Raw genomic sequence first — 14,631 nt, 5'->3', positions numbered from 1 at the left:
TTCAGCCCCGGGCCCTTAGAACACTGGGCGATCGACTAATGGTAGGTCAAGTGCCTTTGGAGCACTTTGTCTAGGTTCGAATCCTAGTCGCCCAGCCAGAATTTGCGGTGTTGTTTTCATGACTAACTTTTCATGAACCGACACCACGGACAATGAAGCCGCTGGCCATGCAGTCAGGCCAGCATGAGTGACAACCAACGCAAACCAGCTTGGGGGTTTCTTATGAAGAACGAAGCGACGGTAGAAGTACTGACAGCGGAAGCACCGGCAGACGGACGCGGCAAGCAGCTGCCCGAACGCAAGCGCTCACGGGGCTTGAGCGAAGACAGGCGGTTCAAGATTTTTTCCGGAACCGCCAATCAGCAGCTGGCCCACGATATCTGCAGGCACATCGGCGTGACGCTGGGTGAAACCAAGATGCAGCGCTTCTCCGATGGAGAGGTGTACTTCCAGCTTCTCGAGAACGTACGCGGCGTGGACGTTTTTGTTGTCCAGCCGACATGCAATCCGGTCGATCAGCACCTGGTGGAGCTGCTGATCATGGTGGACGCGCTCAAGCGCGCATCGGCCGGAAGAATTACCACCGTCGTTCCGTACTACGGCTATGCGCGGCAGGACAGAAAAGACCGCCCGCGCGTTGCGATTTCGTCCAAGCTGGTCGCCGATCTGCTGACCACCGCGGGCGCCAATCGCGCATTGTTTATGGATTTGCACGCGGCGCAGATTCAGGGGTTCTTTAACATTCCGGTGGACCACGTATTCGCCAGTCCGGTGATGGTGAGCCACTTCAAGGAGCTGAACCTGCCGAACCTGACCGTGGTTTCACCCGACGCGGGAGGCGTGGAACGCGCGCGCCACTTTGCGACGAAGATGGGAGTCCCTCTGGCGATCGTCGACAAGCGCCGGACGGACATCAACGTGACGGAAGTGATGCATGTGATCGGCGATGTGAGCGGGCGCACCTGCCTCATCATCGACGACATCATCGACACGGCCGGCACGCTGGTCAAGACAGTCGACGCGCTGCTTGAAAAGGGCGCGACAAAGGTTTACGCAGGCGCTTCGCACGCCGTGCTCTCCGGGCAGGCAGTGGAGCGCATTGCGAACTCCAGGCTGGAGGAAGTCGTCGTCACCGACTCGATTCCTCTCAGCGAAGAGGCAAAGAAGTTGCCGAAGATCAAGGTGCTCTCAGTTGCCGGCCTGCTAGGTGCAGCCATTGAGAACATCCACATGGAAACCAGCGTCAGCACGCTGTTCAGCTGAATGCAGGGAATGAGGGTTTTAGGGAACTAGGGAATAGGCCTGGTTCTCAGGTAGGCGAGGGCTTTAGCCCTCGCAGAAAACAAACGACGAATAAGAGGGGCTTCAGCCCCTGAGGTTCGCGAAATCATCCGGAAGAATCAACCCTTCCGGAAAAGGGAGCGGTAAAGCAAAACAGTAGAGGCTATAAGGGCTAATCCCTATTCCCTAATTCCCTCGTCCCTGTTTTAATCTCCGTGCCCGAAGGAAAAGGACAGAATGATTACACAGGAAGTCGTAGCAGCCACGCCCCGCGAGGGCAAGTTCAACAAGAATGCAGCCCGCCGCGTTCGCGCCGCCGGCAAAATTCCTGCCGTCGTTTACGGAGCGCAGGAGGCCTCGGTCGCCGTTGAAGTCGACCCCAAGCAGATCCTCCGCATCCTCCACTCGGACGCCGGCCACAACTCGATCTTTGATCTCGAAATCGGCGACAAGAAGGCCAAGGCCATGATCGTCGACTGGCAGTACGAGCCGATCAAGGGTTCTCTGCTTCACATCGACTTCAAGCGCATCGCGCTCGACAAGCCCATTCGCGTCGAAGTGCCGATTCACCTCATTGGTACGCCTGTGGGCGTCAAGACGCAGGGTGGCATCCTTGACCAGGTGCTGCGTGAAGTCGAAATCGAGTGCCTGCCCGGAGACATTCCGAGCCACATCGACATTGATGTCACCAATCTTGCTTTCGGCGATGTGGTGCGCGTCTCTGACCTGCCGCACGGCGGGAAGCTGAAGTTCCTCTCTGACGAGAACAACACCGTTGCGCACGTTGTTGCTGTGAAGGAAGAGGCTGCAGCCACGCCTGAAGCAGAAGCAGCCGCTGCCGCAGCTGGCCCGGCTGAGCCTGAAGTGGCAAAGAAGGGCAAGCAGGAAGCCGAGGCCGCAGCTCCGGCGAAGAAATAAGTGAGGCAGGCATTCGAAGGCAGTAGCTTTCGAATGCCAGGCCGTTGAGGTAGAAGCACCGGACTTTTAGTCCGGTGAATCAGGGCAAGGATATAAAGGGCTTTAGCCCTGGTTCACAAGCGCTTGGATGGAGAAACAAATCGCGGCGTGTTCCTGGTCGTCGGTCTTGGCAATCCGGGCATCGAGTACCAGTTCACGCCGCACAACGCTGGCTTTCTCGCGATTGACCGCATTGCCGACGACTACGGCGTGCAGGTGGCCAATCGCCGCAGCCGCGCAGTAACGGCAACGGTTCGGATGGCAGGACGCGAAGTCATCCTGGCCAAGCCCGAGACGTACATGAATCTCAGCGGTATTTCAGTTGAGGCGCTGGTACGGGAATTCGATGCCGATCCGGAGCGTGACCTGGCCGTGATTTATGACGAGCTGGCCCTGCCGCTGGGTTCCATCAGGGTGCGGACAGGAGGAAGCTCCGGCGGACACAACGGGGCTAAGTCGATCAACGGCGCTCTCAGGACAGAAGAGTGGGCGCGGATCAGGATCGGCGTAGGACCCAGACCCGGTGAGCTGAGCGGACGCCGCGGCAAAGATTATCTGCTGACGCCGATGCGCAAGGCAGATTTAACTGAGATCGACCCGGTGCTCGACAAGGCAGCCCGGGCCGTAGAAATGATCGCAGCCGAGGGCATCAAGGCTGCGATGAATGAGTTCAACCGCCGCGAGCAAAACGGCCCGGCGGAGGGGTAGAAGCATCGGCCTTTTAGGCCGGTGAACAGAAATAAAAAGGGGCTTCAGCCCCGGAATTTTTCGTAACGGTCACGGTTGCAAATTGCAGCTGCGAATCGAGAAGAGAGAAACAAATGCAACGTTCTTATGAAGTCATGTTTATCGTCCGGCCCGATGTGCAGGACGAAGAGCTGGACAAGCTGATTGCCGGCTTTGAAACCACGGTCACCAACGGCGGCGGAACTGTCCGCGCCACGGAAAAGCTGGGCCGCCGCAAGCTCGCCTACCTCGTGCGCAAGTTCAGCGAAGGCAACTACATTCTGCTGACCATTGAAGCCGACGGCGTGCTGGTTGCCGAGCTTGAGCGCCGCCTCCGCGTTACCGAACAGGTGATCAAGTTCATCACCGTGCGCACGGATGAAGAGCAGAAGCGCATCGACAAGATCAAGGCCATCCGCGCCACCCGCAAGAAGGTGAGCTCGGAGACCGCACCGGCTCCTGCTGCCCCTGTCGCCGCCGAAGCACCAGAGGCTCCCGCGGAAGCCGCACAGGCCAGTGCCTAAGCTTCATCGGCGTGCGATCAGGCAGGCAAGGACTGGGTAGGTGAGGGCTTCAGCTCTCACAATCAATCCAAAAGATTCAAGGGGTTTAGCCCCAGAGGCAATTTCAAAGAAGGATAAGAACATGGCTGAAGAAACAACCACAACAACACAGAAGGCCCCTGAGAGCACAGGCACAGGTACGGGCCGCCCTGCCGGTCCCCGCTCCGGTGGTCCGGGTGGAGCGCCCGGCGCCGGCGGACCACGCAAGTTTTTCCGCCGCAAGAAGGTCTGCAAGTTCTGCACGGAGAAGATCGACGCGATCTCCTACCGCGACGTGCGCCTGCTGCAGCAGTTTGTCGCCGAGCGCGGCAAGATCGTTCCCCGCCGCCTGACCGGCGTGTGCACGACGCATCAGCGACGCCTCACGCGGGCCATCAAGCAGGCGCGGAACATTGCCCTGCTGCCCTTTGCGGTGAAGTATTAAGGATTTTTGGTAGAAGCCGGGTGCCCCATGTTCGGCGCCTCGCGCCTAATGTGGGCCTTACCAGTCCGCCGTCGTAGACGGTGATTCAGATTTCTTTGAAGGGGCACGGCTTCAGCCGTGCCATAAGTTGGAGCGGAGCGAGCGGCTTTAGCCGCCGAGGGAATGGTCCTCAATTTCGATCCGCACAGATTTTGGAGATTGGCAAAAATGGAAGTCATTCTGAAAGAAGACGTACAAAACCTGGGCCACCGCGGCGACGTGGTGAAGGTCGCTGACGGCTATGGCCGCAACTACCTGCTGCCCAAAAAGCTCGCCATGGAAGCGACCGCCGCCAACAAGGTTGTCATCGAGCAGATGAAGGCGTCGGCCGTGCGCCGCTCAGCGAAGGAAAAGGCGGAAGCCGAGCAGCTCGTCGCCCAGCTCAATGAAGTGGCGCTGGTCTTCGAACGTAAGGTAGGCGAGCACGACCATCTCTTCGGCTCGGTCACCTCAGCTGATATCGCGCAGTCGCTCGAAGCGAAGAGCTTCAACATCGACCGCCGCAAGGTGAGCCTCGACGAACCGTTGAAGTCCATCGGCGAGTTCCTCATCCCGGTGAAACTGCACCGAGAAGTCACCGCCCACATCAAGGTGACGGTGAAGCCCGAAGAAGCCGCTGAGTAGCTTAGAAACAAAAAGCAATGCCTCCGGCGGCGGACTGGCCGTCCGGGGCAAATGAAAAGCCCCGGTTTCCACTGGGGCTTTTCATTTTGTCGAATGTTACCGCTTACCCAATGCTTTGTGTCATGCCTCGAAAGCCTGTTCTACCACTGGAGTCATCCTGAGCGAAGCGCCAAAGGCGCGTAGTCGAAGGACCCACACGAACAACGTTCGTGCGCTTTTTGCCTTGCGCAGCAAGGCCCGCTTTTTAGAAATCTCTGGTCTGGACGATCATTGACTACCTATCTTCTCGATCGCTTTCTTTGGCATGTCTCAAATACATAGCACCTATTGCAATGTATGCTGTTAAATCTTTCCAGCGTCTGTAGAGTGGCTTTAGTTGATCGGATTCCCTTGCGGGCTTGGACATTGATCTTCTCTCAGTATCAGTGAATCCCCACCACCCGCTTCGTCCACTCATACCCAACCTCAGCCGCCTCAAAAACAATCTCCAGCCGAACATCCCGCCGTGGACGATACACCAGCGCCGGCCGAAAGCAGACCAGGCAAGTATGCCCGGCGCGCCGCACACTGGAATACACCAGCCCATTCGATCCCTCGTGAAGCAAAGCCTGAGCCAGCCGCTGTCCCGCGGCATAGCAATCCGGCACCGGCTCGGCTTCGAGACAGTCACTCCACTGCTCCGGAGGATCGAGCGCATGAAACTGCCCGCGGAAATCCGCGAGCCAGTCATCGTAGGTAGAAACATCGCGGTCCGGACGCTCCCCTGGAAGCCCGGGAACAATCATCTCGCCCAGCCGCCGCGCCTTGTGATACGTCACCTCGGCCAGTGACGTATCGAGCTCATCCGCCGCATACCATGCGCCGCGTGTTTCGTCATTGAACCGCGAGCCGGAGGCAGACGCATAGCTGAAGGCCGCATTCACAATATGCGCATTCGGAATGCCGTACACCAGCTCATACGTGCTGATGCCGACCTTGCCTGTCTGCTCCGTTTGAATGCGTTCGTTCGTTGCTCCATCCAGCAACGTAATGTCATCGAGCATTGCATCATCATCGGCAACATCAGCCAGAACTGTCTGTTTTTCGCTGTAGCGCGACGGAATCAGCCGGTGCATTCCATCCGCAGCCCACTCCACCGTGGGCGGAAGCCTCATCGGCCTCCCCGCCACGTATCGAGCATCAGGCGCACCTGCATCATGCCCGGCTGCCCGCGAAGCAGCATGTAATCGATAGGTGCAGCACCCCCAAACAGCGAGTTGCGGTTTCCCAGCATCACCCAGCGGTCCGCCCATGGTTGGCCGAAGTAAATATGCAGTGCCTTGTAGATGCCGATCACCAGCGAGATGCGCATCAGCGTATCCTGGTCGAGCTTCCGGCCCTTCGGCCTGGCCTTCCACTCGTGATAGGTAGAGGAAGCGATGCCGCCAAGCAGCCCCCGAGCCTGCGCCTCAGTCAACTTCCACTTGTCAGCGATATTCGCAAAGGCCTTGATCGCGCTGGGACTCAGCTTCTCCCTCTGTTCCGCACTCGTCAGATCAGGGGCCCGGTCAAACAGCTGAGCTGTATTCGGAAGCGCTAAAGATACAGCCATCTCATGCCTCGATTTCGAATTATATTATCCTCGATTTAGAGGATACCGGCAACCTCAAATGCACCACAGATTTGTCATCCTGAGCGAAGCGCAGCGAAGTCGAAGGACCCGCACGAACGAAAGTTCGTGCGCCTTTTGCCTTGCGCAGCAAGGCTCCCTGGACATTATCATGTTCAAGTCTTGGCGAATCTAGTCGTCTTGGCGATAGATATTCAGATGTCAAGCCCCTCTCATTGAAATTTTTCTTTAACCCGCTCAAAACAAACCGCTTAAACTTGCGGCGATTTGGCATATTTCCTCGTCAGACTTGATATCCTGAAATTAAGGGAGAGATTTTCTGAGCCCTGTGTCCTGAGACCTGAGCCTGACAAAGACCCCCCTCTAAATATTTGAAAACACAGCAGTAGTGCACAAGCAATTGAAGAATCAATAAGATAGCAGGGGGTAACCCCCTCGTAAGTCATTGAAAACAAGTAAAACCTCCGCTACATAGGGGGAGGGGAGGGGTCCATAGTGCCAAAGCCCATCGCCATCTATTACGAGCAGCCCAACTGGTTCAAGCCGCTCTTCGCCGAGCTTGACCGCCGCGGCACCGACTACATCAAGCTGGACGCGATCACCCACGCCTGGGCCATAGAGGAGCACCCCGAGCGTAGCTGGTCGGTCGTCGTCAACCGCATGAGCCCCTCGGCCTGGAACCGCGACCACAGCGACGCCATCTTCTACACCCTCGGTTTCCTCGACCACCTTGAGCGGCGCGGCGTACGCGTCATCAATGGTCTCAAGGCCTTCCGCACTGAACTCTCGAAAGCAGCCCAGCTCTCGCTCCTCGATGATCTGGGGCTCCCCTATCCCAAGGCCCGCGTCATCCATCGCGCATCGCAAGCGCTCGCGGCGACCGACGGCCTGCGCTGGCCTATTGTGGTCAAGCCGAACATCGGCGGCTCCGGTGCAGGAGTGAAGCGTTTCGATACTCCGGAAGCACTGAATCAGGCCGCTGATGCCGGCGAGCTGGCCTTCGGCCTCGACTCCACCGCGCTCGTCCAGGAATTCATTCCGGCTCGCGACAGCCACATCGTCCGCTGCGAAGTGCTCAACGGAAAGTTCCTCTATGCCATCAAGGTCCACATCACCGGCGAGACTTTCGACCTCTGCCCGGCAGACATCTGCCGCACCACCGGGGGAGTGGAGCTCAACCGCGCCGCCTGCCCCGTCGACGCCCCCAGGACCGGCATCAGCGTCGAAGGCTACGTGCCTCCGCAGGAAGTCGTTGCCGACGTTGAACGCATCATGCAGGCAGCGGGCATCGAGCTCGGCGGCATCGAGTACATCACCGACAACCGCGATGGCCGGCGCCTCTACTACGACATCAACGCGCTCTCAAACTTCGTCGCCGACGGCCCGCGTGTCATCGGCTTTGACCCCTTCGTCAAGCTAGCCGACTGGCTCGAAGCTGAAGCCGCCAAGGTCAACGAAGCAGAAACTGTAGGAGCCCAATAGTGCGCTACGGCTTCTGGCTCCCCGTCTTTGGCGGATGGCTGCGCAATGTAGAAGACGAGCAGATGGAGGCCAGCTGGGAGTACGCCAGCCGTCTCGCGCGCCGCGCAGAAGAGATCGGCTACGACCTCACGCTGATTGCCGAGCTAAACCTGAACGACATCAAGGGTGTCGAAGCGCCGTCGCTCGACGCCTGGTCGACTACTGCCGCTCTTGCCGCGGTAACGAAGAAACTGGAACTGATGGTCGCCGTCCGGCCCACGTTTCACAATCCTGCGCTTCTGGCCAAGCAGGCCGCCAACATCGACCACATCGCCAACGGCCGCCTCACCCTCAACGTCGTTTCCAGTTGGTGGGCCGATGAGGCTACGAAGTATGGCATCGCCTTCGATCAGCACGACGACCGCTACGCTCGCACTTCAGAGTGGCTTGAGGTAGTGAACGGCTGCTGGAACCAGCAAGGCTTCTCCTACCAGGGCAAGTATTACCGCGTCGGTGACAACGTGCTTTCGCCCAAGCCCGTGCGCAAGCCGCGGCCCACGCTCTACGCTGGCGGCGAATCGGAGACAGCCAAGAACCTCATCGCGCAGAAATGCGATGCCTACCTGATGCACGGCGACCCGCCGGAGATCGTAGGCAAAAAGATCGCCGACATGCGTCAGCGCCGCGAAGCTGCCGGACTGCCGCCGATGGTCTTCGGCGTCGCCGGATACGCCATCGTGCGCGACTCCGAAGCGGAAGCAAAGAAGGAAGTCGCCCGCATCACCGACGTCCGGCAGTCAGCGCGCGGCTACGCCAACTACCAGCAGTGGATCACCGGCTCACAGCTAGAGCAGAAGGTTTCGCTCGAAGACTACTCCGTCTCCAATCGCGGACTGCGCAGCGGCTTCGTCGGCACGCCGGAGCAGGTTTCCGCCCGCCTCGAAGAGTTTGCCGCTGTCGGTGTCGATCTGGTGCTGCTGCAATCAAGCCCGCAGCTCGAAGAGATGGAACGCTTCGCCGCCCAGGTGATGAAGACCACATAATAAGGTTGTCATCCTGAGTGAAACGAAGGACCTGCTTTTCGCTTCGTCTATCACAACCTGCGGGATAAAGTAGTACCAAACTTCTATGAGCCGCGGTCCTGTAATCATAACCGTCATTTATCTGGCGATCGTTACAGGTTTCCTGGTGTTGGCTCTGATCAATCTCGATGAATTCGGCTACAGCTTTATCCCGGCTTTCTACGCCACATTTCCCTGGAGCCAGATGCTATGCAAACGAGGAACGCCATTCTGCAGTCCTCCAATTGACATTGTTGTTGGCGGAATTGTGAACGCAGCCATCCTTTACTGGATATTGAAAGTCTTTTATTGGGTAGTGAAAGTCCTCATCAAGAGAAAAGCAACCTAGCGCCCATCCCTCAGCCGAGTAGCCAGCCGATCCGGCAAGCCAGCACGGATAATCCGCATCTGCGCCACTCGCACCTCATAAGGCACCCGGTAGAAGGTCACAGTTCGCGCCGCATCATCATAAATAGCAAATGCCGGACGCCAGTCGCCATCGCGCGGCTGCCCCACGGATCCCGGATTCAGCAGATAGCGCACGCCTTCACGCAACTGAATTTCATACTCTTCCGCCTCATCATGCGTGGCGTAATCAGGAACGAGCTTGAACGAGTCATCCCCATTCGTCGCGAAGCCACCCTGCAGATGCGTATGTCCGAAGAAATTGACGGACGTCGTCACTTTCGCCAGCGGCTGCCACGCATCGCGCATGGAGAGGATGTACTCATCCTCATCGAGCGGCGAGCCGTGAGTGCAGGCTACGTTCGGACCATCCGGCAGCACAGGCCCGGCGGCAAGCTGCCGCAGCCACGCAATGTGCTCGGCTGAAAGCACGCACTGCGTCCATCGCGCGGCGCGGCTGGCAATGGGATTGAAGTCTTCAATGCCGGGGAGTCCGCTGCAGGCGCGGTCATGGTTGCCGCGCACAAACACACTGCCCAAAGCGCGCACGCGGTCGATGACTTCGTTCGGGCTCGCGCCATAGCCGACGATGTCGCCAAGGTTCCACACCACATCGTGAGCAGGAGCAGCGGCAAGCACCGCGTCCAACGCTTCAAGATTGGCGTGAATATCGGACAGGATCAACGCACGCATGGAAAAGGCCCGTCTCCAAATCTAGTCGTAATAGATGCGAATTCCAAGCTGGAGGATTGGTCTTCACCAAACATCGGATGCCCCATCTTCGCGCCCTGCTTTTGGGCGTTAAAGCAATTCCTGAGTAGCTGTACATCGAAGCCACTGCACTCAAGTCGACGCGACCCCAAGGGGCGGCGACCTTGCACAATAATCAATATGGCTATATCAACTCAGGATTTGCCGTAAGGTGGGGTTAGTTCACAACGTTGCCAGCGGTTTGGTGAGGTCTGTCTGCAGGGTAGGCACCGCGCCCAGCAGGCTGCGCGTGTAAGCATGCTGCGGCGATTGAAATATCGCCCGCTTCGAACCTTCTTCGAGCAGCACGCCATGGCGCATCACAGCAACACGATCGGCCACCTGCGAAACCACTGCAAGATCATGCGAGATGAAGAGCATCGAAAGCCCATAGCGCTTCTGCAAATCTGCAAGCAGCTCCAGAATCTGCGCCTGCACCGTGACATCAAGAGCCGTCGTAGGCTCATCGGCAATCAGCAGACGTGGACGGTTCACAATCGCCATGGCAATGAGGATGCGCTGGCGCTGTCCTCCGGAAAACTGGTGTGGATAATCGCGCAGTCGCCGCTCGGGCTCAGGCAGGGCAACCGCCTGCATGGCTTCAATCACGGCCTCGCGCACCTGTCTGCGATTGCGCTCGGGGTGATGCGTGCGAATCGCCTCGGCAATCTGTTCGCCTACAGGCATCACCGGATTCAGCGCCGTCATCGACTCCTGAAAGATCATGGAAATCTCGCGCCCGCGCAGTTGCCGCATTTCTTCTTCGCTGAGAGCCAGCAGGTCGCGACCATCGAAGCGTATCGCGCCTTCCACGCGCGCCGCAGCGTCGAGCAGCCGCAGAATAGCAAGCGCAGTCACCGACTTTCCCGAGCCTGATTCACCGACCAGGCCAAGCACTTCGCCCGGCGCAATATTCAGTGTCAGATTGTCGACGGCATTATGCGCCTGGAATGCGATAGAAAGACGATCGATCTCCAACAATGCGCTCACTAGAGCATCATAACGTTTCGCTCAGTGCAGGCTCTCAAACAAGGGAGCAGCCCAGGAGAAAAGCAGGCTGCTGATCGAAGGGAACAGGGTCGCCAGAACTGTGGCCAGCGGCAGACCTCCAACGGCCAGCATGTGCTTTAGTAGCGGCATGTACCGCACATGACCCGGAACGGTGTTGCTCATGCGGCTCAGAATCGCGTCGCGATCCATCTGTGCCAGCACAGTTCCCACCGTGAACAGTAGAGCAGCCAGCACAATCGTTTCTGACCATGCAATGATCTGCGGGCGATCAAATGGATAGCTGATGGCCGCTAACAGGATGAGCAGAAAGCCAAGCGACATGAACGTCATCAGGTTTTTCATGTGTAGCGTGACGTAGCGGATGTATGCGGCAATCCGCATCGCAATATATTCATTCCCGATCTCGACCGCACAGTTGCCGGCATCAAAGGTCGTGCCGCACGGTGATGGAACATCAAGCCGCAGCTTTTGTCCTGTGGCAGCGGGCGGCTCGTCTCTATCGCCTGCCTCCTGTTTTGCCGGAGTGGCCACACCGCAGTCCGGACCGCCGCGCTCCCAACTCGCTTTTATCGCCGGTTCCTGTGAAAGCGCGGCTGCATATTCGTTCTGTTCATTGCTGAACCGAGCAAAGGTCAGGCTGTCCAGCCATTCCGAATCCCGCATCTGATCGAGAATTTTGCCCAACTGCCAGCGGTTGTCATCGAGAATGGGCTGTTTTGCCTCAGAAGTCGGAGGAGATACCCTGAGATACTCAAACCACCGCATCGGCACCACCACCACGCGGCGCAGTCCGGAATACGACCATATCGGATCAATCGAAAAAATCGCCGGCAAACGCGAAAAGGCAAATCGCAGCGGCGAGCCTTCCAGGCAGTCGAGCCCGCCGCGCAGCACCGCCCAGATGCGGAGAAACCTGGCCCACAGCCACAGCACTGTCCAGATAGCAAAGACGAAATTCAGCGTGTAAAGCCATCCGATGAACGATGTATCGAATGTGGCGAAAAGCCTCTGCGGATGCAGCAGTAACCAGGCGAGCACAACAAAAGACGCCAGTAGTTTTCCGTCTGCTCCGGGAAGTCCATACCAGAGCTCGGTAAAGCCCTTCAGCTTTTTCTGCCATGCGTTCAGGTCGAGATAAAACCACTGCAGGTCAGGCACACCTGGATTGCGCGTAACTCCCATGCTCAGCGCATTCAGATTTACGACCGCTGCAATCAGGAATCCAGCAGACAGCAGCAGCAATGGCAGGATAGGACAGACGCCGGAAGAAAGGTGCAGGCACCGCGAGGCAAAGGCAAAGCCGGTCTGCGTGTCAGTCAATTGCGCAGTAAAGAGCGAAAGCGAAACCACGAGCCAGACAGCAGAGATCATCGGCAACAGGCAATGCTCGAAACGGACAAAGAAGTTTTTCCCGCGCGGTCCGCATTGTTTTGCCAGCAGCACCACCAGCATGGTGGCCATCCATAACTGAAGCAGCAGCACAACGAGAGTAAATCCGGAGAAGATCGTGGTCTGTATGGGAAAATCGCGAATCGCGGCAGGCACAGACGTTATGTTCTGTATCTTCGCCTGATACGCAATCGCTGGAAAGAGCAGATACGACACCATGAGCATGAGTTCCGTGCTCACATTCAGCAGCCACCAGCACTGTCCCGCGAACAAGCGCGATTGATCGCACGTAGGCGAAGGTGGAAATAAATAGTACGCAAGCAGCTGGTGGACAGCGATGCGCCGCACCCACTCCTTCTTGCTGTTTCGCAGCCGTGCGTTCAGCGGCACCGCAATCATGAAGAAGAGGAAGTGAACAACCGAAAGAAGAAGCAGCGCCAGCAGCACCAGCGTCCACAGCACAGGCAGTGGTTCCGGAGGCGTGTCCGTCAGCAGCAGGGCGTTCTCTCTTGAGGCTGGATCGCGTGCAACCTGATCTTTGCCCAGGTACGCAACCGGCCAGAAGTCTCCCCCGGACGCCACGCCAATCCACGGAGCAAGAGCAAAGTGCTGGTGCGCAAAAGGCGATTGCAGCAGAGGCAATTGTTTCTCCTCGAGCTGCATCAGCGCTGCCAGAAAAACAGCCTCCTCGCGGCTGTTGGTGAAGCTGAGCGAATGGCGCGACTCACCGCGAAACGGCGTCTGCAGATAGGAATTTTGAAACAGCGGAAAGCGTGTGACAATCAGCGTGCCATCGAGATTAAAGTCCCCCCGCAGCCGCGTAAGCAGCCGCTCCGCATTGAACAGCACCACTCTGCTGTCAGGACATTGCTGCCGGAAGTAGCGCGCCAGAAAAAGCTGATCGAGCGGGTCGCTCGTGCGAATTACAATAGCGCGCGCATGCAGATGCTTGATCGTGGTCGCGATTGTCGCCAGCACGCTCTCATTCGACACCGGCGACTGCGGCGCGAACTCCGGAGCGGCATCAAGTGAATCTTCCAGGGCATCATGAAACGTGAGGCTCGGATCGCCGTTGTTGGCGCTGCTGTTTTCATCCTGTGCCTGTGGTGGGGTTGCATTCTTCAGCGTGCTTCCAAAAATGCTCCGCACATGCGAAACTCCGCGCGGAAATGAAAAACGCCGCACCATGTCCCGCAGGTGACCACAGGGACTGTTTGTGCCGACCGCATCGCCTGTGCTGGTGCCGTACGCAGTCTCATCTTCCTGCAGCACTACCACCGGCTCATAGGATCGTTTTCCGATGCGGGACTCCTGCCCCAGGACCCAGCAGAGCGCGTCCTGATCAAGTTCACTCAGCGTCGCTTTAGATTCTGTTGGCGCTGCTGTTCTTGATGCATTCTGGTCGATGTCTACAAGAAAAGCATTCGCGGTACTCGTACTGATCGTGCCGCTCAATACGTTGAAAGATATTTGCGGCGCGACTTCGCGCTCCAGCATTCGCAGACCCGGCGCTGAAGCCGAATAGCTCGGGCCGATCCATCGTATCCGCGCCTTTCCTGATGTGTCTGAAGAAGCTGCATGAAAACCCTTCCCGAGCAGAGTCTCGACAGCGCTCAGTCCTTCGCGGGCCGCCGCCAGATTCAGTCCATAGATCGGCGATTCCGGGACCAGAACGATCATCAGCAGGCTGTCAGGTGTTGCAAGCTGTACATTTTCGGCACGCGTGCGCTTGCGGAAGAGCAGAGCGCCGGGCTCATCGCCAAAATGCTCGCGGTAGCGCTCCAGTTCACGAGAGTCCTTCGGATCTTTCGTGTCGGAGAGATCAGACGCCCGCCATGGAGTAGCCAGCCGGACGAAATCATATCCGGAAGTCGAGGCTGCTTCCTGCAGCGCGGCAATGTCCCGGTCAAACTGCAGCTCTTCCGATGTCTCCAGCGGATCGGGCACCGTGGCGATAAGCACCTGGCTGCCCGCACGGTCAATTTCGGGAATGCCCGATGGAAAAACAGCGGCAAAGCTCGAAGCCGTACAGAGTAAATTTCCTGATGCTGCCGTTTCAGATTTCGACTCTGCTTCAGCGAGTCCCATATATTGGCGCAAAGCCTCAAAGGCATAGCACTTTCGCCAGTCAGGATCTGCCGCCGAGCTTCCGGAAGCACTCGCAGCTGCATGGCTTTCACTTGCAGGTCTCCCGGCAGACGCATGAGTGCCTCGCCCGGCGATATGCGAGATCACAGACGTAAGTAACAAAAGCAGCAGTGCAGAACCGCCCACTTGCCGGTACACAGCCCCCTCCAGGCCCATGTCGTCCTAAGGATAGGGAAAGGAAAG

General features: G+C 58.0%; 14 protein-coding genes and 1 tRNA gene. 10 read left to right on the top strand and 5 right to left on the bottom strand.

Features of this window, described 5'->3' with window-relative positions:
- Positions 1–24 precede the first annotated feature (24 nt).
- The 7 genes from AC5S16_RS07620 (at position 25) to rplI (ending at position 4,614) form a co-directional block, all read left to right on the top strand.
- Positions 25–98, top strand: a tRNA-Gln gene (locus tag AC5S16_RS07620).
- A 124-nt stretch (positions 99–222) separates the two neighbouring features.
- Positions 223–1,263, top strand: a complete 1,041-nt coding sequence (locus AC5S16_RS07615; protein WP_493929443.1) for a ribose-phosphate diphosphokinase — start codon at positions 223–225, stop codon at positions 1,261–1,263.
- A 255-nt stretch (positions 1,264–1,518) separates the two neighbouring features.
- Positions 1,519–2,199 (top strand): 50S ribosomal protein L25, encoded by a 681-nt coding sequence (locus AC5S16_RS07610; RefSeq protein ID WP_493929442.1) that lies wholly within the window; start codon positions 1,519–1,521, stop codon positions 2,197–2,199.
- A 147-nt stretch (positions 2,200–2,346) separates the two neighbouring features.
- Entirely contained in the window at positions 2,347–2,946 is a 600-nt protein-coding gene (pth, locus tag AC5S16_RS07605) for an aminoacyl-tRNA hydrolase (protein WP_493929441.1), read from the top strand.
- A gap of 113 nt (positions 2,947–3,059) precedes the next feature.
- Positions 3,060–3,488: a 30S ribosomal protein S6 gene (gene rpsF / locus AC5S16_RS07600; RefSeq protein ID WP_493929440.1), complete on the top strand. Its 429-nt coding sequence runs from the start codon at positions 3,060–3,062 to the stop codon at positions 3,486–3,488.
- 121 nt (positions 3,489–3,609) lie between these two features.
- The gene (rpsR, locus tag AC5S16_RS07595; protein WP_493929439.1) at positions 3,610–3,951 is read left to right on the top strand and encodes a 30S ribosomal protein S18; all 342 of its coding nucleotides are present in this window, start codon (positions 3,610–3,612) and stop codon (positions 3,949–3,951) included.
- 207 nt (positions 3,952–4,158) lie between these two features.
- Positions 4,159–4,614 (top strand): 50S ribosomal protein L9, encoded by a 456-nt coding sequence (gene rplI / locus AC5S16_RS07590; RefSeq protein ID WP_493929438.1) that lies wholly within the window; start codon positions 4,159–4,161, stop codon positions 4,612–4,614.
- A gap of 422 nt (positions 4,615–5,036) precedes the next feature.
- Here the strand turns inward: rplI and AC5S16_RS07585 are convergent, their stop codons facing one another.
- Both AC5S16_RS07585 and AC5S16_RS07580 read right to left on the bottom strand, forming a co-directional pair.
- Positions 5,037–5,768 carry an RES family NAD+ phosphorylase gene (locus AC5S16_RS07585; protein WP_493929437.1) on the bottom strand — a complete coding sequence of 244 codons (732 nt, stop codon included), beginning with the start codon at positions 5,766–5,768 and terminating at the stop codon, positions 5,037–5,039.
- Complete coding sequence (locus AC5S16_RS07580; protein ID WP_493929436.1) at positions 5,765–6,205, bottom strand: antitoxin Xre-like helix-turn-helix domain-containing protein; 441 nt, start codon at positions 6,203–6,205, stop codon at positions 5,765–5,767. Before AC5S16_RS07580 ends, AC5S16_RS07585 begins: the two co-directional genes overlap by 4 nt.
- A 678-nt stretch (positions 6,206–6,883) precedes the next feature.
- Here AC5S16_RS07580 and AC5S16_RS07575 point away from each other — a divergent pair.
- The 3 genes from AC5S16_RS07575 to AC5S16_RS07565 all read left to right on the top strand — a co-directional run bounded on the left by AC5S16_RS07575 (position 6,884) and on the right by AC5S16_RS07565 (position 9,094).
- Complete coding sequence (locus AC5S16_RS07575; RefSeq protein ID WP_493929435.1) at positions 6,884–7,705, top strand: ATP-grasp domain-containing protein; 822 nt, start codon at positions 6,884–6,886, stop codon at positions 7,703–7,705.
- Positions 7,705–8,727 (top strand): LLM class flavin-dependent oxidoreductase, encoded by a 1,023-nt coding sequence (locus AC5S16_RS07570; RefSeq protein ID WP_493929434.1) that lies wholly within the window; start codon positions 7,705–7,707, stop codon positions 8,725–8,727. The genes AC5S16_RS07575 and AC5S16_RS07570 overlap by 1 nt, the downstream gene beginning before the upstream one ends.
- 85 nt (positions 8,728–8,812) lie before the next feature.
- The gene (locus AC5S16_RS07565; protein WP_493929433.1) at positions 8,813–9,094 is read left to right on the top strand and encodes a hypothetical protein; all 282 of its coding nucleotides are present in this window, start codon (positions 8,813–8,815) and stop codon (positions 9,092–9,094) included.
- Here the strand turns inward: AC5S16_RS07565 and AC5S16_RS07560 are convergent.
- The 3 genes from AC5S16_RS07560 to AC5S16_RS07550 form a co-directional block, all read right to left on the bottom strand.
- Positions 9,091–9,843 carry a metallophosphoesterase family protein gene (locus AC5S16_RS07560; protein WP_493929432.1) on the bottom strand — a complete coding sequence of 251 codons (753 nt, stop codon included), beginning with the start codon at positions 9,841–9,843 and terminating at the stop codon, positions 9,091–9,093. The two genes, AC5S16_RS07565 and AC5S16_RS07560, sit on opposite strands and share 4 nt — an antisense overlap.
- Positions 9,844–10,083: 240 nt before the next feature.
- A complete protein-coding gene (locus AC5S16_RS07555; RefSeq protein ID WP_493929431.1) occupies positions 10,084–10,890 on the bottom strand; it encodes an ABC transporter ATP-binding protein in 807 nt (268 codons plus the stop codon).
- Positions 10,891–10,911: 21 nt separating this feature from the next.
- Positions 10,912–14,586, bottom strand: coding sequence for a hypothetical protein (locus tag AC5S16_RS07550; RefSeq protein ID WP_493929430.1), 3,675 nt, complete (start codon positions 14,584–14,586; stop codon positions 10,912–10,914).
- Positions 14,587–14,631: the final 45 nt, after the last annotated feature.

It is taken from the genome of Acidobacterium sp. FHG110202_01 (assembly GCF_059115305.1).
This window is presented reverse-complemented; position numbering and strand designations above follow the sequence as displayed.

Bases quoted from the DNA above. Each gene is read 5' to 3' on its own strand.
- AC5S16_RS07580 (WP_493929436.1), bottom strand. From the start codon at position 6,205: ATGGCTGTATCTTTAGCGCTTCCGAATACAGCTCAGCTGTTTGACCGG.
- AC5S16_RS07585 (WP_493929437.1), bottom strand. From the start codon at position 5,768: ATGAGGCTTCCGCCCACGGTGGAGTGGGCTGCGGATGGAATGCACCGG.
- AC5S16_RS07610 (WP_493929442.1), top strand. From the start codon at position 1,519: ATGATTACACAGGAAGTCGTAGCAGCCACGCCCCGCGAGGGCAAGTTC.
- AC5S16_RS07560 (WP_493929432.1), bottom strand. From the start codon at position 9,843: ATGCGTGCGTTGATCCTGTCCGATATTCACGCCAATCTTGAAGCGTTG.
- rplI (WP_493929438.1), top strand. From the start codon at position 4,159: ATGGAAGTCATTCTGAAAGAAGACGTACAAAACCTGGGCCACCGCGGC.
- rpsR (WP_493929439.1), top strand. From the start codon at position 3,610: ATGGCTGAAGAAACAACCACAACAACACAGAAGGCCCCTGAGAGCACA.
- AC5S16_RS07575 (WP_493929435.1), top strand. From the start codon at position 6,884: ATGAGCCCCTCGGCCTGGAACCGCGACCACAGCGACGCCATCTTCTAC.
- rpsF (WP_493929440.1), top strand. From the start codon at position 3,060: ATGCAACGTTCTTATGAAGTCATGTTTATCGTCCGGCCCGATGTGCAG.
- AC5S16_RS07615 (WP_493929443.1), top strand. From the start codon at position 223: ATGAAGAACGAAGCGACGGTAGAAGTACTGACAGCGGAAGCACCGGCA.
- AC5S16_RS07565 (WP_493929433.1), top strand. From the start codon at position 8,813: ATGAGCCGCGGTCCTGTAATCATAACCGTCATTTATCTGGCGATCGTT.